The sequence below is a fragment of the Bacillus sp. AMCV2 genome, from assembly GCF_056033925.1.
Map to the genome: position 1 here is coordinate 4,000,000 of NZ_JBVYIB010000002.1, position 19,511 is coordinate 4,019,510.

Annotated in this window: 18 protein-coding genes and 4 tRNA genes; 4 read left to right on the forward strand and 18 right to left on the reverse strand. The window is 44.6% G+C overall.

All coding sequences use genetic code 11. From position 1 onward, the window contains the following. Positions 1 to 2 precede the first annotated feature (2 nt). The 13 genes from htrC to dnaB all read right to left on the reverse strand — a co-directional run bounded on the left by htrC (position 3) and on the right by dnaB (position 11,272). A complete protein-coding gene (gene htrC / locus AC0OMA_RS20555) occupies positions 3 to 1,205 on the reverse strand; it encodes a serine protease HtrC (protein ID WP_474222402.1) in 1,203 nt (400 codons plus the stop codon). A gap of 81 nt (positions 1,206 to 1,286) precedes the next feature. Next, entirely contained in the window at positions 1,287 to 2,081 is a 795-nt protein-coding gene (locus AC0OMA_RS20560; RefSeq protein WP_003226939.1) for an MBL fold metallo-hydrolase, read from the reverse strand. Positions 2,082 to 2,102: 21 nt separating this feature from the next. Next, positions 2,103 to 2,945, reverse strand: coding sequence for a WalRK two-component regulatory system regulator WalI (walI, locus tag AC0OMA_RS20565; protein WP_003244037.1), 843 nt, complete (start codon positions 2,943 to 2,945; stop codon positions 2,103 to 2,105). Then, positions 2,932 to 4,299, reverse strand: coding sequence for a WalRK two-component regulatory system regulator WalH (gene walH / locus AC0OMA_RS20570; protein WP_041518280.1), 1,368 nt, complete (start codon positions 4,297 to 4,299; stop codon positions 2,932 to 2,934). Before walH ends, walI begins: the two co-directional genes overlap by 14 nt. Next, positions 4,289 to 6,124 (reverse strand): cell wall metabolism sensor histidine kinase WalK, encoded by a 1,836-nt coding sequence (gene walK, locus AC0OMA_RS20575; RefSeq protein ID WP_009968432.1) that lies wholly within the window; start codon positions 6,122 to 6,124, stop codon positions 4,289 to 4,291. The genes walH and walK overlap by 11 nt, the downstream gene beginning before the upstream one ends. 7 nt (positions 6,125 to 6,131) lie before the next feature. Further along, entirely contained in the window at positions 6,132 to 6,839 is a 708-nt protein-coding gene (walR, locus tag AC0OMA_RS20580; RefSeq protein ID WP_003244363.1) for a cell wall metabolism DNA-binding response regulator WalR, read from the reverse strand. Positions 6,840 to 7,223: 384 nt separating this feature from the next. Then, positions 7,224 to 7,296 (reverse strand) — tRNA-Phe (locus tag AC0OMA_RS20585). A 35-nt stretch (positions 7,297 to 7,331) separates the two neighbouring features. Then, positions 7,332 to 7,408, reverse strand: a tRNA-Asp gene (locus AC0OMA_RS20590). 81 nt (positions 7,409 to 7,489) lie between these two features. Then, positions 7,490 to 7,561: transfer RNA gene (locus tag AC0OMA_RS20595), tRNA-Glu, on the reverse strand. A 9-nt stretch (positions 7,562 to 7,570) separates the two neighbouring features. Further along, positions 7,571 to 7,646 (reverse strand) — tRNA-Lys (locus AC0OMA_RS20600). Positions 7,647 to 7,870: 224 nt separating this feature from the next. Next, entirely contained in the window at positions 7,871 to 9,163 is a 1,293-nt protein-coding gene (purA, locus tag AC0OMA_RS20605) for an adenylosuccinate synthase (RefSeq protein ID WP_003226929.1), read from the reverse strand. A 205-nt stretch (positions 9,164 to 9,368) separates the two neighbouring features. Beyond that, positions 9,369 to 9,788, reverse strand: a complete 420-nt coding sequence (locus tag AC0OMA_RS20610) for a VOC family protein (RefSeq protein ID WP_327845133.1) — start codon at positions 9,786 to 9,788, stop codon at positions 9,369 to 9,371. A 119-nt stretch (positions 9,789 to 9,907) separates the two neighbouring features. Then, positions 9,908 to 11,272, reverse strand: a complete 1,365-nt coding sequence (gene dnaB, locus AC0OMA_RS20615; protein WP_003226923.1) for a replicative DNA helicase — start codon at positions 11,270 to 11,272, stop codon at positions 9,908 to 9,910. A gap of 169 nt (positions 11,273 to 11,441) precedes the next feature. Between dnaB and AC0OMA_RS20620 the strand changes: the two genes are divergently transcribed. Next, on the forward strand, positions 11,442 to 11,642 hold the full coding sequence (locus AC0OMA_RS20620) for a DUF2188 domain-containing protein (RefSeq protein ID WP_003226922.1): 201 nt from the start codon (positions 11,442 to 11,444) through the stop codon (positions 11,640 to 11,642). A gap of 47 nt (positions 11,643 to 11,689) precedes the next feature. On the opposite strand, the gene AC0OMA_RS20625 is transcribed toward AC0OMA_RS20620, so the two are convergent. Further along, a complete protein-coding gene (locus AC0OMA_RS20625; protein ID WP_003244312.1) occupies positions 11,690 to 11,893 on the reverse strand; it encodes a hypothetical protein in 204 nt (67 codons plus the stop codon). A 120-nt stretch (positions 11,894 to 12,013) separates the two neighbouring features. Between AC0OMA_RS20625 and AC0OMA_RS20630 the strand changes: the two genes are divergently transcribed. From AC0OMA_RS20630 to AC0OMA_RS20640, 3 genes are all read left to right on the forward strand, one after another. Further along, the gene (locus AC0OMA_RS20630) at positions 12,014 to 12,154 is read left to right on the forward strand and encodes a YycC family protein (RefSeq protein WP_003242786.1); all 141 of its coding nucleotides are present in this window, start codon (positions 12,014 to 12,016) and stop codon (positions 12,152 to 12,154) included. 72 nt (positions 12,155 to 12,226) lie between these two features. Beyond that, a complete protein-coding gene (locus AC0OMA_RS20635) occupies positions 12,227 to 13,435 on the forward strand; it encodes a CynX/NimT family MFS transporter (protein ID WP_474222403.1) in 1,209 nt (402 codons plus the stop codon). Between the two features lie 105 nt (positions 13,436 to 13,540). Continuing rightward, entirely contained in the window at positions 13,541 to 15,595 is a 2,055-nt protein-coding gene (locus tag AC0OMA_RS20640; RefSeq protein ID WP_474222404.1) for a glycosyltransferase family 39 protein, read from the forward strand. Between the two features lie 39 nt (positions 15,596 to 15,634). Here AC0OMA_RS20640 and rplI read toward each other — a convergent pair whose 3' ends face one another. The 4 genes from rplI to AC0OMA_RS20660 form a co-directional block, all read right to left on the reverse strand. Continuing rightward, on the reverse strand, positions 15,635 to 16,084 hold the full coding sequence (rplI, locus tag AC0OMA_RS20645) for a 50S ribosomal protein L9 (RefSeq protein WP_003226915.1): 450 nt from the start codon (positions 16,082 to 16,084) through the stop codon (positions 15,635 to 15,637). Further along, positions 16,081 to 18,060, reverse strand: a complete 1,980-nt coding sequence (gene gdpP, locus AC0OMA_RS20650; protein ID WP_003242517.1) for a cyclic-di-AMP phosphodiesterase GdpP — start codon at positions 18,058 to 18,060, stop codon at positions 16,081 to 16,083. Before gdpP ends, rplI begins: the two co-directional genes overlap by 4 nt. A 36-nt stretch (positions 18,061 to 18,096) precedes the next feature. Beyond that, entirely contained in the window at positions 18,097 to 19,026 is a 930-nt protein-coding gene (locus tag AC0OMA_RS20655) for a YybS family protein (RefSeq protein WP_322839926.1), read from the reverse strand. A 225-nt stretch (positions 19,027 to 19,251) separates the two neighbouring features. Beyond that, positions 19,252 to 19,401 carry a hypothetical protein gene (locus AC0OMA_RS20660; RefSeq protein WP_003226909.1) on the reverse strand — a complete coding sequence of 50 codons (150 nt, stop codon included), beginning with the start codon at positions 19,399 to 19,401 and terminating at the stop codon, positions 19,252 to 19,254. Positions 19,402 to 19,511 lie beyond the last annotated feature (110 nt).

Consider the following 19,511-nt stretch of genomic DNA (forward strand, 5'->3'; position numbering starts at 1 on the left):
TATTAACTGCCTAATTGGTCTGCGGAGGACAGCTTGATGTCTACAGATTTTTCTTTTCCGCCGCGGTAAAACTTCACCTTCACCCGGTCACCGACTTTTTTCTGATAAAGCCGTTTTCGCAGGTCAACAATATCATTTACTTTGTATCCGTCAAATTCCGTGATGACATCCAGTTCCTTCAGTCCCGCTTTTCCGGCAGGTGAAAAGGCGTCTACACCCATCACAACCGCTCCATTGGTGACATTCTTAGGAAGCTTTAATGTTTCATCCCAATGATAGCTTGCGATGTCGCTTAGCGATTTCATCTCAATCCCAAGGAACGGGCGTTTGACCTTTCCGTATCTCTCTAAATCCTCTATCACAGGGATCACGAGCTTAGATGGAATCGACAGGCCAATCCCTTCAACCGCCGACTCGGCAATTTTCATTGAATTGATGCCAATGACCTTCCCATCCATATTTAACAAAGCACCGCCGCTGTTCCCAGGATTAATGGCCGCATCTGTTTGCAGGACTTCTGCGTTCCAGTCAGGCTGTCCATCACCGTTTGAATCCACTGGGATCGCCCTCTCCGTACCTGAGATGACGCCTTGTGTGACAGAGCCAGCAAACTCAAGGCCTAACGGGTTCCCGATCGCAATAACCGGCTCCCCAGACTTCACTTTATCTGAATTTCCGAAATCGGCGACTGCTTTAATCTTATCGCTTTTCACCCGTAAAACGGCAAGGTCCATCAGCTGGTCGCTGCCGACAAGATCAGCTGATACACGTGAGCCGTCTTTCAAGCTGATTTCAATTTGGGAAGCGCCTTCGATGACATGATGGTTGGTCACGACATAAGCGGAATGGTCATTTTTCTTATAGATGACGCCAGAGCCGCTCCCAGCCTCGCCGCTCTCTCCCCAAATATCTGATTTTTGGATGTTCACAACACCGACAACGGCGGGCGACACATTGCTGACAATCTTGGTGACGGCATTGTTGACACTGACATTCACCGTCCTGATTGATTCCCGGCCGTTGTTGTTCTGCTGCTGATCTAAGGCGCCTGTATCTAGCCCTTCATTTGAAAGGTACGGCATGATAAACGCCATTAATACGGCACCGACAATCACGCCAATCAGGCTCGAAAGAAAATATCCTTTTTTTCTTCTCTTTGGCTGTTCAGGAGTAGTATGTTCTTCCTCACGTTCGTAATCCACCATATTCCATCCTTTCCAAGAACGTTAATATGGTTATATTGTGGGTTAGAAACTCCTAGAATAGTCATGATTTACATAGAAAAATTATACAGCGCAAAGCGGAGTGGCCTTCTTCGGATCGGTGTCATACAAGTCAAATGTCTCGCCCGTCACAAATCCTTTAGAAGCCAATGTCTGCTGCACGGACATTCTTGCCAGCTCCTTCATGTTATTGTCCTGGCTCAAATGCGCCAGGTAAATACGAGACGTCTCATCGCCAATGACATCCGTCATCGCCAAGGCAGCATCTTCATTTGAAACGTGCCCGACGTCACTTAAAATCCGCCGCTTAATGCTCCATGGGTATCTTCCCATTTGCAGCATACCGACATCGTGATTGCTTTCAAACACAAACACATTCGCTGAACGGATAATGCCTTTCATCCGGTCGCTGACATATCCCGTATCTGTCATTAACGCGAGCTTTCGGCCGTTATAATGGAATACATAAAACATCGGTTCCGCCGCATCGTGGGAAACGCCAAACGATTCAACATCAAGTCCGCCGAACGACTTCACCGTCTCCATCGGAAATACAAACTTTTGATCGGTGTCAATTTTGCCGATTTGATTCTCCATCGCTTTCCAAGTCTTCTCATTCGCATAGATCGGAAGCTTGTACTTTCTGGCGACGACACCAAGGCCCTTAATATGGTCACTATGCTCATGCGTCACAAAAATGCCGTCTACATCATCCAGCTTACGCCCGATCTGCGCCATCAGCCCATCCATGGCTTTTCCGCTCAAACCGGCGTCCACTAAAAATGCGTGATCCTCTGTTTCGAGGTAAAACGCATTTCCCGTACTCCCGCTCGCAAGTACGCTAAATTGCAAGCTCATGTTTGTCTCACTCCATTATTTTCATTGATCTGTATCTAAAATCGTACTCTCCAAAGCATTCACAGTAAAATACTCTTGTACTGTCTTTTTCTCACCGTTCACTTTTTTCTCGTACTCGACCGTAATTCTCCATACCGGCGCCAGCACCTGCGTACTTGTCAGCGGATATTGTGCTACATAGCCGAATTTACAGCTCTTCACAGTGCTGTATTCTTTCAATTGATTTTGATAGTACAATAGCTCAACCGCATCCATTTCAGTAATTAAGCTTTCTTTCTGGATTTGCTTGAAGGTCTCAAGCGTAGTCTGGTCGTATGACACAACCTCGTTTTTACCGTTTAAGTGCAGCACCACTTGCCCGATCATATTAGAGGGATTGTCGGTCTTTTGGTAAATATAATGACCTTCGTACGTTTGGAAGAAAATAATTTCTTTCTTCGATTTATCAACCTTCCAAAGCTTATATTTTTCGCCATCTTGAATTTTCGAAGAAACAAGTGCCTGAGCATCGTCCTCGATATCCTTCTTTGATAGGGCGATTGGATTTGCAAACTTCATTTTCAGGCTCGTTACTTTATGATCATCACTAGGCATGTCCATCAAAGGCTTTTGATCCTTCAGCGCCTCAATTTCCTCCTTGGAGAAAGATTTTTGATTTGCCGTGATCCGATAGCCTTCTGTCGCTTCCTTATTCAAGCCTTCATACGTGATATGATCGGCCTTCATGTCATGCTCGACATCATTTTTAATGACTTCATATTCTTTTCCGGTAGCCTGCCATTTTTGAAAAAACTGATAGCCTAAGAAAATATCTAAAATGAGGAAGGCAACGATGAAGATTGATTTTGTCTTATTCCACTCCACTGCTAGCCCCCTCCTTCCTCAATAAATCCTTTGTAATCGGCACAATTTTTCCATTTACTTTCATCGCCCAAACCGGTTCCAGTTCAACGAGAGGATCATCGTTGGTTGATGTTGATACCAATTGATAAGCAAGGAAGATCTGATCAATTTTGTCCGTATCATAAGCGGTTTGTTTCGAAAGCAGCATCCTCACTTCGCTGCCGCTCATGAGCTCTGTTTCACTTGTTTTAATCGGATTCGTTCCGAGACTGTAATTCGGCCGCTTATAGCTGAGAATATCATCATTCGCCCATTGCATCGTAATCGCCGATGTCGCTCCGAAAGGTTTGGCGGTGCTGTTAATGACCGGGATCTGATCCATAAAGATATAGAAGCTCAGCTGCTGGCTGTCATTGATATTGAAAAATTGATAGTGATCCGTCCAGCTTCCGGTATCCTCAAGGTATTTTTGGCTCTTTTTGATTAATTCACCTGTTTGATAGGATGTGCTCTGCACCAAATTGCGCTGCTGAAATTGCACCTGTCGCTGGCTTAGATTTACATCTAAACGGCTGATCCCATCTGTCAGCACATTTCTGTTGTTGTAATTCGAATCTTCTCTTACAATGCTCGGATCACTAAACAAAGCCTGCTTAAAGGTATTTGTTTTAATCGATTCTGTGACAAATTCTTTTTTGTCCATCGTAAGCGGTTTGTTCGGCAGCAAGAACTCTTTCTTTGAGCCAATGGAGAACAAACTGAACGCCGGCATATTTGATTGCCTGTTTTTCAAGTCATTCATAATGTTCCGGTAGTTTGCCGATTCAACCGTCACTTCAAGAATGAGCTGTTTGCTGTAAGACACCAAATAGATTTTCTTGTTCGCTTTTGTTTCATTGAACGGGATCAGAATATGATCAAACGAACTGTATTCAAACGACTGATTAGACCATTTAAACAGCGTTTGGAAAATATCAATCGGAATCGTATCGCTGAATTGCAAGTCAAGCTTGGCTTCAGAACCGCCTATTCCATAAAACCAGCTTTTGAATCCAGCCTTGTCATACTGATCCGAAATATCTTTAATTCCTTTCACATCCCAATGCGGCAAGTCAGACCAAATTTCTTCATAGAGGGCATTGTCATCCACCTTGTAATGAGCGCCGTCATCATGGATAAACATGTCCCTCGGCCTTACCGTTTCAGACAGCTTTTGGGTGGTTTTTTCGATTTTATGTTTCACACGAACAGTAGACTCTGTTGAGGATGAGCCTTCAGAAAAGTTTGGCTGGAACGTCCATATCCCCCATGTAAAAACAAGACTGATGACGACGAGTACCGTAAGTAATATCGTTTTTATATTTTCACGCTTCATCCCAATCATCCTCTTGTTCCTCTTTATATGGAAGAGTAAATGTAATCGTCGTGCCTTTTCCTTCTATGCTGTCCGCCCAAATATCTCCGCCGTGCGCCTGTACCATTTCCTTGGCAATCGCCAATCCCAGACCGGTGCCGCCAAGTTTTCTCGTTCTCGCTTTATCCACCCTGTAGAAGCGGTCAAAGACTTTTTCGACATCTTTTTTCGGAATGCCGATCCCTTCATCCTTCACGCTGATATAGAGAAGTTCTTCCTCTTCATTGACATCAATCGAGAACGTGACATGTCCGCCTTCCGGTGAATATTTTAAAGCGTTAGAAATAATATTATCGAGCACCTGCGTTATTTTATCCTGGTCAATCTCGACGTACAGATCTCTGTCCGGCAGATTGCGGATAAACTCCACATGCTGCTCTTTTGTCATTTCGAAACGGTCAATAATAAGTGACATAAACCGGACAATCTGAATCCATTCCCGGTTAAATTGATAATCCTTACTGTCAAATTTCGACAGCTGAAGCAGATCATTGACAAGCCGAATCATACGCTCTGTTTCATTTTGCGTCACCATTAAGAAGCGCGGAGCAATGTCTTTATTTTCCCACGCGCCTTCAGCTAACGCTTCTAAATAGCTGCGCATTGTCGTAAGCGGCGTCCGCAGCTCATGTGATACATTCGCAACGAATTCTCTGCGTTCCTGATCCATTTTCTCTTGTTCGGTTACATCGTAAATGACAGCGATTAAACCATCAATTTTGCCGTGTTCCCTTTGAATCACAGAGAAATTCACGCGAAGCACCGTTAATTCATCATCGCGCTCAATTTCAAGCAGCATAGAATCCTGCTGCTCCACTAAATCTTCAAACGTATAATTCTCTTGAAGCCCCAGCAAACTCGTAATCGGCATTTCCAAGGCTGTTTCACGTGAAACGTTCAACAGCTCCAGCGCTGGGCTGTTTAAGAGAATAATCGCTCCGTTTCGGTTTGTAGCGATTACGCCGTCTGTCATATAGGCAATGACAGAGGCTAGCTTTCTGCGTTCTCCTTCAGTCATCGCCTGGGCATCTTCAAGCTCTCTCGTTAAGTGGTTAAACGTTGTGGCCAGCTGCCCAATTTCATCATGCCCGTACTTTTTAACCTTCCTCGAGAAATTCCCTTTCGCAAGCTCCATCGCCTGCTTTCGCATATCTGAAAGCGGATGGGTAATGGTTCTTGCCAGAAAAATACCGAGAAGAGCCGTCAAAACAAGTGCCAAACCTGTGCCGGACGCCAGTATCGTGTTGATCGTCTTCATTTGATTAAAGACATCTTCCATACTCGCGACAACATAGATCGCGCCGACAACCTCTTGGTTTTCAGTCATAACGGGCTTCGCGGAAATAAGAACTCTGATTTTGCTTTTCGGGTCATAATATTTTCTTAAATACGACTGTTTGGTAGAAAAAATTCTTTTGAAAATCAGATCGGTCGTTTGTTTCCCAGCCACTTCCTCACCATACGGCTTTGAAGAACCGACCACTTCATAGCTTTTATCTACAAAGCTAATTTCCCGAACCTCATCACTTTTCGTGAAGTCATTCAAAATACGGCTGACGTCATCCTTTATAACTGTGCTGTCGTTATCGCTCTTATATTCTTGTTCGATATAATAAGAAAGGTTGTCGATTCGCTGATTCAGCGATTGTTCATAAGAGCTGATCAGCGACTTCTCTACCTGATTGACAAAATACACACCAATGATTTGCATGGCAATGATAATCAAAAGCACATAAATCAAGGTAATCTTAAATTGGATCGACCGAAAAAAACCAACCTTATTCATATGGGCATTAGTCCTGTTCTGGGTTTCTCAAGTAATAACCTACACCGCGGCGTGTGACGATCCAATTTGGATGGCTCGGGTTGTCCTCGATTTTTTCACGAAGCCGACGGACTGTTACGTCAACCGTTCTGACATCGCCGAAGTAATCATAGCCCCAAACGGTTTGAAGCAAATGTTCACGGGTCATCACTTGTCCGATATGTTTTGCTAAATAATGAAGCAATTCGAACTCACGATGAGTCAATTCGATTGTTTCGTCTCGTTTTGATACAACGTACGCGTCAGGGAAGATGACGAGAGAGCCGATATGAATCTCGTTAGAGGAAGGCTCTTCCTCCGCAGGCGCTGTTGTCAGCTGGCGGCGCAGGTTCGCTTTTACACGCGCCAAGAGCTCGCGTGTGCTGAATGGTTTTGTGACATAGTCATCAGCACCGATTTCAAGCCCGATAACCTTGTCAATTTCTGAATCCTTAGCCGTCAGCATAATGATTGGCATATCGTATTTCTTTCTGACTTCGCGGCATACTTCAACGCCGTCTTTATTCGGGAGCATAATATCTAAAAGAATTAAATCAGGCTGAAGCTCTTCTACCATTTCAACGGCTTCGTTTCCGTCGTGGGCACAGTGCACTTCATAGCCTTCTTTTCTTAAGTTAAATTCCAATATATCTGCAATCGGTTTTTCATCATCTACTACAAGGATCTTTTTATCCATCATTTTGATTTTCCTCCTGCCGAATGACTTCATTTCATCTATATAACATTCGTTTCATCACTTATGGCCCATGTAAAGAATGGGTCCTTGTCTATTATAACGGTTTAAGGTCAAAAGATAAAAAAAATAAAGGTTTAGAAAAAAAACACAAGTTTCACCTTTATCGCCAGTTGTTTATCTATTGTCATGCTGGTCAACTTTTTTTAAAAAAAGATAACTTTATTGAAACCTCCCCTCATCGGAGTGCGTCTTTATCAATGACGTCTTCTTCTTTGAACCGGCCGCAGGGCCGGTTCTCCCTTTTTCTTCTATTATAACACTCCTCATGTTTGCCTTTTTCCTAAAAGAAAAAACGCACCTACGATTGCAGATGCGTTTGGTAAGTGGCTCGGGACGGAATCGAACCGCCGACACACGGATTTTCAGTCCGTTGCTCTACCAACTGAGCTACCGAGCCAAATGTTTTATTTTTCTCTACTAAGTAAAGTAAAATGGCGGTCCGGACGGGACTCGAACCCGCGACCTCCTGCGTGACAGGCAGGCATTCTAACCAACTGAACTACCGGACCTTACAGTAATTGCCCGGAGAGCTGTCGTGTCAGCTCTCACAGACAAATAAGGAATTTAGCAATAACGCTAAAGTAAATCAATGACCCGTACGGGATTCGAACCCGTGTTACCGCCGTGAAAGGGCGGTGTCTTAACCGCTTGACCAACGGGCCTTCACGAAATGGTGAGCCATGAAGGACTCGAACCTTCGACCCTCTGATTAAAAGTCAGATGCTCTACCAACTGAGCTAATGGCTCTTAAAGATGTCGGAATTTCTATAGAGCAAACGACTTAGATCTAGTTCTCATCTTGTACTCTATTGAAGCAGTTTCCGTAACAACGAGATTTATAATATCACGAACAAATAGAAGTGGCAATAACTTTTTTGGTTTTTTTTCATATTTTTTTCTCAGACCAACTTATATGCGGCTTTCAAACAAAAAACAAGCCCCTGATATAGGGGCTTGCAGACATATTCTATTTAGTTCGCGCGGTACACACTGCGAAGGACATTTGTTTGTGAGCGGTCTGGACCGACAGAGAAAATAGAAAGCGGAATGCCTGTCAGCTGAGACACACGCTCAAGATAATGGCGCGCATTTTCCGGAAGCTCGCTCAAGCTCTTCGCACCTGTAATATCCTCAGTCCAGCCTGGCATTTCTTCATAAACCGGCTCACATTCAGCAAGTGCTTTAAGACTTGCTGGGAATTCTTCAATAATTTCGCCTTTGTAGCGGTACGCCACACAGATTTTCAACGTTTCAATTCCTGTTAGGACGTCAATAGAGTTCAGAGAAAGATCTGTAATTCCGCTCACACGGCGGGCGTGGCGGACAACAACGCTGTCAAACCAGCCGACACGGCGCGGGCGGCCTGTTGTTGTTCCATATTCGCGTCCGACTTCACGGATTTGATCGCCGATTTCATCCTTCAGCTCAGTCGGGAAAGGACCGTCGCCGACACGAGTCGTATATGCTTTTGATACACCGACAACGTGCTTGATTTTGGTCGGGCCGACACCAGAACCGATCGTGACACCGCCGGCAACCGGGTTAGATGACGTAACAAACGGGTATGTTCCTTGGTCGATATCGAGCATAACCCCTTGTGCGCCTTCAAATAATACACGGCGCCCTTCATCAAGAGCATCGTTTAAGACAACAGATGTATCGCAAACATATTTTTTAATCTGCTGGCCGTACTCATAATATTCGTCTAAGATATCCTCAAGTTTAAACCCTTCTGTCTCGTACATTTTCTCAAGAAGACGGTTTTTTTCTTCAAGATTGCGCTCAAGCTTTTCCGCAAACGCGTCACGGTCTAACAGATCCGCGATGCGAATTCCGATGCGGGCTGCTTTATCCATGTAAGCAGGGCCGATTCCTTTTTTCGTTGTGCCGATCTTGTTAGCCCCTTTACGCTCTTCTTCCACTTCATCCAATTTCAAATGATACGGCAGAATGACGTGAGCTCTGTTGCTGATTCTCAGGTTATCTGTACTCACATTACGCTCATGAAGATACGCAAGCTCTGTGACTAATGCTTTCGGATCTACAACCATTCCGTTTCCGATTACACACGTTTTATCCTTATAGAAAATTCCAGACGGGATTAAGTGAAGCTTATATGTGATTCCGTCAAACTTGATTGTATGCCCTGCGTTATTTCCGCCTTGATAACGGGCGATCACTTCTGCATTTTCTGATAGGAAATCTGTAATTTTACCTTTTCCTTCATCGCCCCATTGCGTACCTACTACAACTACTGAAGACATGTCCGTGCACCTCCGTTAACCTTTCAAAACGATTCTATTCAAACAAATCAAGTTTATCAGTGAAGAAACAGAAAGTCAATTGTAAATCCGAACATTAAATTATTGTAAATCTATATTCGTTCGCTTCCATTCGTTTTATAAGCGTTTTCTCACTGTTTTGTCATAAAAAGCTTGTGAAACTTTCATCCTTTAGCATAAGAAAGAATCACTTGCCTGATATCCCTTTTGAATTCATAAAAACGACCCGCCAGCCGTCCGGGTCCTCTATCGTCACGCCCCCATTGCTCCAGTACGGGTTCTCTGAATCGACCTCTTGATAGCCCATGTGTTTTAGCTTTGAAGTGATCGCTGCCAGTTCATCTGCATTCGGCACATAAAAAACAAGAAGGCTGTCGGGATGGGGAACGGGGGCAGTGCTTCCCCCTTCATACTGGGTGAATTCCAAATGATAATCGGCATGAGGAAGGCCGAACATGACACCGTCATACCCGTTGTGCTGTGAAAATTCTCCTATTCGTTTCAAACACAGTCCCTCTTCGTAAAAACGAATAATCTCATCAAGCTGGCCCGTAGGACGCGTAATTCGGATTTGTGCTGCGTGAAAAGACGAAAAACGTTCTCCCATATTGTTACCATCTCCTTTTCGCACCATTTTATTAAAACGCTTTCAAATTTTCATCCGCTGAGCGAACGGTATTTCTTCCATCTTTCGAATGAAAAAACCCCAAGAGCTGCTCTTGGGGCTTATGCGCCGGGCGGAACGCCTGCGTCATCAAAACGCCGTTCCAGGTTGACGAATTTGTTGTATTCTTTTACGAACGCAAGAGACACGGTTCCTACCGGGCCGTTACGCTGTTTGGCGATAATAATTTCGATAATATTTTTATTCTCAGTTTCTTTGTCATAGTAGTCATCACGATAAAGGAACGCGACAATATCCGCGTCCTGCTCGATACTTCCTGATTCCCGGATATCAGACATCATCGGACGTTTATCCTGACGCTGCTCAACACCCCTGGAAAGCTGAGAAAGCGCGATAACAGGGACTTGCAGCTCCCTGGCAATCGACTTCAGTTCACGGGAAATTTCAGAAACTTCCTGCTGACGGTTGTCCTTTGAACGACCGCTTCCCTGAATCAATTGCAGGTAATCGATCAAAATCATGCCCAGTCCGCTTTCCTGCTTCAAGCGGCGGCACTTGGCACGGATTTCACTCACTCGAATACCCGGTGTATCGTCGATGTAAATCCCGCTGTTCGACAGGCTTCCCATTGCCATCGTCAGCTTGCCCCAATCCTCTTCGGTCAGGTTACCTGTACGGAGATTCTGGGCATTGATATTTCCCTCGGCACAAAGCATACGCATAACGAGCTGCTCGGCACCCATCTCTAGACTGAAAATTGCAACGCTCTCATCGGTCTTTGTCGCCACGTTTTGTGCGATGTTCAGGGCAAAGGCTGTTTTCCCTACTGACGGACGGGCAGCCACAATGATCAAGTCGTTGCGCTGGAAACCCGCAGTCATCCGGTCAAGCTCCGTAAACCCTGTTGGAATTCCCGTGATATCACCTTTTCGATTGTGAAGCTGTTCGATATTATCATAGGTCTGGACAAGGACGTCCTTAATATTTTGGAAGGCACTCGTGTTTTTGCGCTGTGCCACTTCCATAATCGTTTTTTCCGCTTCACTGAGTAAATCCTCGACCTCATCCTCACGGGTATACCCGTCTTGAGCAATCGTTGTCGCAGTTCTGATTAATCGGCGAAGAATCGATTTTTCCTCAACGATTTTCGCGTAATATTCTATGTTAGCCGCTGTCGGCACCGAGTTTGCGATATCTGTCAAATATGAAATGCCGCCTACTTCTTCCAGCAGGTCTGTGTTCGCAAGCTCTGATGTTACCGTCACCAGATCAACCGGTTCACCTCGGTCACCGAGCACCAGCATCGCATTATAGATTTTTTGGTGGGACATTCTATAGAAATCATCTGGAATCAATACTTCTGAAGCCAGTGTTAAAGCAGACGGCTGTAAAAAAATAGCGCCTAACACGGCTTGTTCGGCTTCTATATTTTGCGGAGGAAGCCGGTCATTCAGAAGGTCTGTCATGCTAAGCACCGTCCTCTCATTAAAAAATCTCCAACCTCCATTCTACCATTTCTACAGAAAAAAAATAGAAAAATTGTCTGTTTCCTGTTTTTTTCAGTTAGCAGATTGGATCGTTTCGGACAGTAACAAGGCGGGAAAAATGCAATAAAACATGAGGGAGGAATGAAAGATGATAAAGAAATATGCGATTACGCCTAATGTTGATGCGGACGGCTGGTTTATTGAGGTGGAGAATGTAGCGCCGACAGCTTTGTATACGTCTAAAGACGCCGCTATTGAAAAGGCCAAACAGGTGGCTAAGGAAAACAGTCCGTCTAAGCTTGTAATTTATGACCAGTTTAAAAATGTGGAAGAAGAACACTCATTTTAATGAATGAAAGCCTTCGCTGCAGCGAGGGTTTTTTAGCGGTTATCGGTTTATTTCATCCATTGGATGCCTATGTGCATCATCAAATCTGCCGCTTTTTGATACAGATCCCACTCCCCGATCGAAGCAAATTTCCCCATCAGCTCCTGAAGCTTTAACCTCATTGCTATATATTCTTCGAAAGTGACAGCTTTTTCAGTGTCTATTTGGTGTTCCTTCAGCATTTGTTTTAATAAGGATAACGGTGCGTGCATAAGAACCCTCCTTACCTCTTTTATAACGGTCATTTTCCGATTGCTCTATTCCTTTGTGACATCTTCTTACATTTCACATCTGATTCTTGTACAATGGACAGAAGAGAGGAGGGATCTTTTGTGAGACCTTTGCAAATTTCTGCTGAAACTGCACAAAAGCTTGCAGAGTCCTTGAATCTGCCGCTTGAACAGATCATGCATATGCCTCAGCATATTCTGCTTGCCAAAATGGCTGAACTGCAAAAAGAGGACAAATCATAGCCTTCATTCACATACTTGCTTACCTGTTTCGGGATAATATCATGTATATGTTAGAAAAGAGGAGTAACTGCTTTGCCACATCCACATAATAAAAAAATCCAATCATTTTGGCTGATCACCGGCATTATCTTTATCGCCTTTAACTTACGGCCTGCGATCACTTCAGTCGGTCCGGTCATCAGCTCTATCCGGGCAGAGCTGCACATGTCCAATGGGGCAGCCGGTTTTTTGACCGCACTGCCGCTGCTTTCGTTTGCAGTTCTTTCTCCACTTGCACCTAAGCTTGGACAGCGCCTCGGAAATGAGCGAACTTTATGGCTAGGTCTCGTGATACTGCTTATCGGTGTTCTGACTCGTTCTACCGGCTATACTGCCGCTTTGTTTTTCGGAACGGCACTTATCGGCGTCGGGATTGCGATTGGTAACGTACTTTTGCCAAGCTTAATCAAACATAAATACCCTGACAAGCCAGGGATCATGATCAGCCTGTATACGACATCAATGAATATATTCGCTGCTTTAGCATCGGGTGTCAGCGTTCCTTTAGCGACCCAGATAGATGGCGGATGGAAACAGGCCTTTCTCTTATGGGGCGGGCTAGCTTTGCTTGCATTGCTGATCTGGATACCTCAGCTGCGCCACCGGGATACGGCAAACCAGACAATGAAGCTGCAATCCAGTTCCATTTGGGCTTCCAAAATGGCATGGTATGTCACCATCTTTATGGGCCTGCAATCGTTTTTATTTTACAGCAGCATCGCTTGGTTTCCTGAAATTCTCCGTTCACATGGGATTGATACGGCAACAGCCGGATGGATGGTATCACTCATGCAATTTGCGAGTCTGCCTTCCACTTTTCTGACGCCAGTTTTAGCTGACCGTGTGAAACAGCAGCGCGGTATCGCTGCGGCGCTGGCCTCAGTTTATCTGATCGGCCTCTGCGGATTATTAGCGGGCGGAAGCCATACATTGCTTGCCATCTGGATGATCATTATCGGTATCGGGCAAGGCTCCAGCATTAGTCTGGCCCTTACTTTGATTGGTCTCCGCAGTGAAAATGCCCAACAGGCCGCTGCGCTGTCAGGCATGTCTCAGTCATTCGGCTACCTGCTGGCAGCAGTCGGGCCAATCTTTGTCGGCTATCTCTTTGACCAGACGCATTCTTGGACGATGCCGATTGTGCTTCTCATTGCTGCCCTGATCGTAATGGGAGCAGCTGGACAGGAAGCCGGACGAGATCGATACATTTTTCAGTCAGAAAAACAAAGAAATTCAGCATAAAAGCGGGGAAAATATCTCCGCTTTTTTCTTTGAATATTTATGGTTTATTCATAAGTTTTTCATATTTGTTTTTTACAATTAGACACCATAAAGAGGTGAAAAACGATGAAAACCAAACGATTCGATGCAGCCCTTATTCTTATTTTGCTGGCAGCAGCTTTTTTGAATACGTATCACATTTGGCAGGATGATACAGCGAACCAGTACTATTTGGCGGCTGTAAAAAGCATGACGCAAAGCTTCCATAATTTCTTTTATGCGTCATTTGACCCTTCTGGATTTGTGACAGTAGATAAGCCTCCTGTCGTGTTATGGATTCAAACGATTTTCGCACTGATTTTCGGTGTTCACACGTGGAGTGTCATCATTCCCCAGGCTCTTGCCGGAGTTGGATCTGTCTTCCTTGTCTACAGAATGATTAAGCCGACTTTTGGAATTGGAGCGGCCCGCATTGCCGCACTTGTCATGGCACTGACCCCTATCGCAGTAGCTGTCAGCCGGACAAACAATATTGACAGCATGCTTGTTTTTACCTTATTGCTCGGTTCAACTTGTCTGCTTAGGGCAGTAAAACAAGGCAAGCTGGTTTGGCTGCTGACGGCATTTGCCCTAATTGGGCTCGCCTTTAATATGAAGATGATGCAAGCGTTTATGGTATTGCCTGCATTTGTGTTATTCTACATGGCTGCATCCCGGGTTTCTCTGAAGAAAAAAATCGGGTCCCTGCTTCTGTCTCTTGTCCTTCTGACAGGCCTTTCACTCTCATGGGCGATTGCAGTGGATTCAGCCTCTTCCTCAAGCCGGCCTTATGTAGGAAGCAGCCAGACCAACTCAGTGCTAGAACTGGCCTTTGGCTACAACGGCACAGAGCGTCTGCTTGGGCAAACTACGGGATTGGCAAAGGGTGATATGAATGCTGCTGGCGGAGGGAACATGCAGAATCAAGACAACATGCAAGCGCCAAATGGCAACGGTTCATCTTTTTCTCAGAACGGAAATCATTCATTCGGAAACCATTTACAGGCGCCTCAGCCGCCTAACGGACAAACCGGCGCTCTCAATGGAGGCGGAGGCACACCTCCCACAGGTGGAAACGGACCTGGAAATGGAGGGCCTGGCGGTGGAGGCGAGAAAAGCGTGAATATGTTCGGCATCGGTGATCCTGGACCGCTTCGTCTTTTCCAATCAGCACTCTCCGGCCAAATCAGCTGGATGCTTCCATTCTCATTGATCGGATTACTGGGCGCAATCGTCAGCTGGTACCGTGATAGCCGCGGACATGCTGCTGAAATGAAAGAAACGCTATTCTGGGCGGCTTGGCTTGTTCCCGTGGCTGGCTTCTTCAGCATCGCAGGATTCTTCCACCAGTATTATTTGATTATGCTGGCACCGCCGATTGCCGCCCTTTCTGGTATCGGATGGTATACGATGCACCGCTTATACAAAAATAATAAAGACTGGTCCAGCTATCTTCTGCCGGCAGCCGTTCTGATCACAGCCGCGTTCCAGGTGTATATTCTGAGTGCTTATACAAGCCAAATTGGCAGTGTATGGATGTATGTCCTAGGACTCGTAGGACTGGGCATCTCCCTTGCACTTCTGATGCTTAAACGCAGCCATCCGTTCAGTAAGCTGCTGACCATCATCAGCTTGTGCGTTCTGCTTCTCACACCTGTTTACTGGTCAGCAACGCCGCTTCTATACGGTGGCAACAGCGTCCTTCCTGAATCCGGCCCGCAGCTCAAAGGCTCAGCAAACGGCGGGAACATGTTCTCTTCAGAGGTCGACAGCGGGCTCCTGTCCTATCTGAGAACACACAATACCGGCGAAGAATATTTATTTGCTACTTTGACAACTGTAACAGCTGCGCCATACATCATTTACGAAAATGAATCTGTTATGGCAATGGGCGGATTTAACGGCACGGATCCCATTCTGACTGTGTCGGAACTGAAAAAACTGATCAAAGAAGGCAAAGTGAAATACTTCCTTCTGTCCGAAAACAACTCAGGCAACAGTGAACTTGTTTCCTGGATTAAGAAAAACGGAAAAGAAATAACATCTGACGAGTACAGCGGTTCCTCTAGCAGCACAAACAGCGTGCAGGGAATGCGAAGAGGACCTGGCAGAGAAAGCCAGCAAACTCTTTATATCGTGTAATAAAAAAAGAGGCTTGGATTCATCCAAGCCTCTTTTCTATTAAGCTTCTTCTTTTACATGTACCTTTAACACAGCCTGCACTTCAGGATGCAGCTTCACAGGCACGTTTGTATATCCTAATGCACGAATGCCGTCCGGCAGTTCAAGCTTCCGCTTATCTACTTTAATGTTATGGTCTTTTTGGAGCTGTTCAGTGATTTGCTTGCTTGTCACTGAACCAAATAAACGGCCGCCCTCACCTGATTTTGCGCTAAGCTCAACAGTCAGTTTTTCTAATGTCTCTTTCAAGCTCTTAGCCTGCTCAAGCTCGGCAATGGCTTCTTTTTTCTCTTTCTGCTTTTGTCCGTTTAGCGCGCTGATGTTTGACGCGTTCGCTTCAACCGCGAGGCCTTTTTTAATTAGAAAGTTATGCGCATAACCGTCTGCTACGTTTTTGACTTCGCCTTTTTTTCCTTTTCCTTTTACATCTTGTAAGAAAATAACCTTCATCTCTGTACGCCTCCCTCAAAATACTCATCTATGGCGTGCTTCAGCCGTTCCAGCGCTTCAGAAACTGAAATGCCGGACAACTGAGTCGCCGCATTTGTTAAATGCCCTCCGCCTTCCAGGGCCTCCATGATGATCTGAACATTTACCTCGCCAAGCGACCGCGCACTGATACAAACCGTTTGTTCATCCCGTCTCGCCACCGCAAAGGAAGCCTCAACCTCACTCATCGACAGCAGCGAATCGGCAGCCTGCGCAATCAGTACTTGATCGAAATATTCCTCTTCATTTTCAGGAAGAGAAGCAATCGCAATGTTATCTTTATAGAGGACCGTATGCTGGATCAGCTTCGCCCGTTTAATATAGGAATCAACGGTTTCTTTCAGGAACTTCTGCACCAGCACCGTGTCGGCGCCTTTTGCCCTTAAATAAGAAGCCGCATCAAAAGTCCGCGAGCCCGTGCGGAGAGAAAAGCTCTTTGTATCCACTATTATACCAGCTAATAGGGCTGTTGCTTCAATCATATTGATTTTTAAGCGCTTCGGCTGATATTCAAGCAGCTCTGTCACCAATTCCGCTGTGGAAGAAGCGTATGGTTCCATATAAACGAGCAGCGGATCTCTGATAAACTCCTCACCTCTGCGGTGATGGTCGATGACCACGATATGTTCAATTTTATTGACCAGCCGTTCCTCCATGACGAGTGACGGCTTATGTGTATCAACGATCACAAGCAGTGTGTCATCATTGGAAATTTCCATTGCTTCTTCAGGCGTAATAAATCTTGACCACAGTTCTTCATATTTTTTGATTTCCCCAATCAAACGCTGCACACTTGATCCGATTTGATTTGGGTCAATCACGATAAAACCATCTTTGTTATTTGCCTGAGCCACCTTTAAAATCCCGATCGCTGCGCCGATAGAATCCATGTCGGGGAATTTATGCCCCATGATAATCACATTGCTGCTTTCGGTGACGATTTCCTTTAAGGCGTGAGAAATCACGCGGGCCCGCACCCTTGTTCGTTTCTCCATTGGGTTTGTTTTACCGCCGTAAAACTTCACCTTGCCGTTTGGCAGCTTAATGGCTACCTGGTCTCCGCCGCGTCCCAGTGCTAAGTCCAAGCTGGATTGCGCCAAATCGCCAAGTTCTTTCAGGGAAGAGACTGAAGCCCCGACACCGACGCTTAACGTCAGCGCTACACCGTCAAATGAGGTTTTTTCCCGCACTTCATCAAGAATCGAAAACTTCGAATTTTCGAGTTCAGTTAAGATGTGTTCATTAAGTACAGCGATAAAGCGTTCTGAAGACGTCCTTTTCAAGAAGATCCCGTACTCCTGCGCCCAAGCGTTCAGCAAAGATGTCACCTGGCTGTTCATCGTGCTTCTCGTCTGGTCATCCAATCCTTGTGTCACATCATCATAGTTATCAAGGAAAATATATGCCAGGACGGTTCTTTCGTTTTCATATAGCTTTTCAATCTGAATTTGTTCTGTTACATCAAAGAAATATAAGAGACGCTCATCCCGTTTGATGACAACCCTAAACTTGCGGTCATTCAATGTAACCGTTTCCGATTCCACCTCTTGTTTGATAAGCGGCACTACCGATTCACAAGTATCGTAAAGTGATCTCCCCACTAAAGTGCTTTCATTAAAGCAAGAGGAAAGAAACGGATTTGCCCATTCTATATAATATTGGTCATTAAAAAGCATGATTCCAATCGGCATTTCCATCAATGCCTCTTCACCGACTTTTTTCAACCTGTAGGACAACGTAGAAATATAAGCATCAATCTCTTGTCGAATAAGAGAATCAGCACGCTTAATAAAAAACAAAATAACTGCCAGCAGCAGCACTTCGACGGTTCCTAATATCCAGTTAAAATAAAAGCTGATGAGGATTGTAATAATTGACAGAGCAATCAATGCATAGATGGGATACCGAAACAGCGGTTTTTCATAAAAGCTTGGCATTTCTATCACTCCCCACCATGTGAGTAAAACTCATGTTCACTTCACCTTATTCCTTATATGAAAGCCCATATCTAAAACGCCTAAAATGCGAATGGCTGCCATGAAGACCGGATGCACAAACCCAAGTATGACAGCAATCACAGCCACAGCCTTTGGATATTGTTTCTTATGGCAATAGAAAAAGATAAATGATAAACCTTGGATGAAAATCAGAAACCCGAGTATAAACTCCCCATTTAAAGCGATAGAGTACAGCATTTGGCCTTTTTCTAAAGGCAAAAATGAGAGCATGACAATAATCAAATACAGTACTACAACACTTTGCGGAAACTTCAACTCTCTAAAAGGCTTTAGATTAGGAATATCGGGGGAGAATCGCCTTAAGAGCGGCTTAGCGATAAGGTAACTGAGGAAAGAAAAAATAACTCCTACCATCACAATAGCTGTTGGAAAAAGATATTGAACGATACCCAATTGTTCTTCCATCAGTTTTAATTGCTTTTCAAACTGTTCAGCATTGCCCGACTGCTTCACTACAGTTTCTACAATATCAAGAGATTGCCGGTATTGTGTCATCGCCTCATCAATGATATTGATACCCAAAAACTGAATGCTTATCACAAAATAGAAGACAATACTAAGCATATAAATAAGAGCGCCCGAAATAATGGCGTGCCCAGGCTCTTTCCTTTTGAAAAAATGTCCCATGGCAATGCCGGCGCAAGCTGACATAAAAGCTACAATAAGCCCGTTAAAGGACCCGACAATAAAAACAACCGGAAGACTGACAGCGCCCATCCATATCCCTAGCTTCAATCCATGTCTGATCGTATACAAGATCATTGGCAGCGGCAGTGCAAATAACAGAATTGTTCCAATCACAGGAACATAAACGACCAGAAGCGTGATGATCGCAAACAGACTGATTAAAATAGCACCTTCCATTAAAGCTCTCGTTTGTTTCACTTAGTCACCTCGTATCATCCTGAACATACGAATAGAAAAGAGCAGCATAAACGACTGCTCTTTTTTCATCGCTGCAACATACTTTGCACCGAATGTTTTTATATCATCTCTAAATTTTACTTTTATATTTTAACATAAGTCCAAATCGCAAGTAAAATGACGCTAATGTTTCATGTGAAACATAAAAAATGAAAAGACATTCTTTGAAAAGAATGCCCATCACAATTAATGTTTATCATCCATAAAGCCAGAAGATTCCTTGTTTTTCTTTTTCGTTTTTCTGACATACATAAAAATTAAGATCACCAGTAAAAGGGTTGTTGCTTGCAGAACGCCGCTGCTAAACAAGAAAAAGTTCTTTATCATGTCCCACATTGTGTTTCACCTCTTTGTGCATGTTCTCAACCCGTATCCTATATAAGGTGAATTTCCCTTTTTAAAAACTTCAAAACATCATGAACAACATTGAGCGTTGGGCATATGCT

Excerpts from the sequence above, each read along its gene's own strand:
- AC0OMA_RS20610 (WP_327845133.1), bottom strand. The coding sequence starts at position 9,788 with ATGGGAGAACGTTTTTCGTCTTTTCACGCAGCACAAATCCGAATTACG.
- gdpP (WP_003242517.1), bottom strand. The coding sequence starts at position 18,060 with ATGCCAAGCTTTTATGAAAAACCGCTGTTTCGGTATCCCATCTATGCA.
- rplI (WP_003226915.1), bottom strand. The coding sequence starts at position 16,084 with ATGAAGGTTATTTTCTTACAAGATGTAAAAGGAAAAGGAAAAAAAGGC.
- AC0OMA_RS20640 (WP_474222404.1), top strand. The coding sequence starts at position 13,541 with ATGAAAACCAAACGATTCGATGCAGCCCTTATTCTTATTTTGCTGGCA.
- AC0OMA_RS20560 (WP_003226939.1), bottom strand. The coding sequence starts at position 2,081 with ATGAGCTTGCAATTTAGCGTACTTGCGAGCGGGAGTACGGGAAATGCG.
- walK (WP_009968432.1), bottom strand. The coding sequence starts at position 6,124 with ATGAATAAGGTTGGTTTTTTTCGGTCGATCCAATTTAAGATTACCTTG.
- walR (WP_003244363.1), bottom strand. The coding sequence starts at position 6,839 with ATGGATAAAAAGATCCTTGTAGTAGATGATGAAAAACCGATTGCAGAT.
- AC0OMA_RS20660 (WP_003226909.1), bottom strand. The coding sequence starts at position 19,401 with ATGTGGGACATGATAAAGAACTTTTTCTTGTTTAGCAGCGGCGTTCTG.
- dnaB (WP_003226923.1), bottom strand. The coding sequence starts at position 11,272 with ATGACAGACCTTCTGAATGACCGGCTTCCTCCGCAAAATATAGAAGCC.
- AC0OMA_RS20625 (WP_003244312.1), bottom strand. The coding sequence starts at position 11,893 with ATGCACGCACCGTTATCCTTATTAAAACAAATGCTGAAGGAACACCAA.
- htrC (WP_474222402.1), bottom strand. The coding sequence starts at position 1,205 with ATGGTGGATTACGAACGTGAGGAAGAACATACTACTCCTGAACAGCCA.
- AC0OMA_RS20620 (WP_003226922.1), top strand. The coding sequence starts at position 11,442 with ATGATAAAGAAATATGCGATTACGCCTAATGTTGATGCGGACGGCTGG.
- walH (WP_041518280.1), bottom strand. The coding sequence starts at position 4,299 with ATGAAGCGTGAAAATATAAAAACGATATTACTTACGGTACTCGTCGTC.
- purA (WP_003226929.1), bottom strand. The coding sequence starts at position 9,163 with ATGTCTTCAGTAGTTGTAGTAGGTACGCAATGGGGCGATGAAGGAAAA.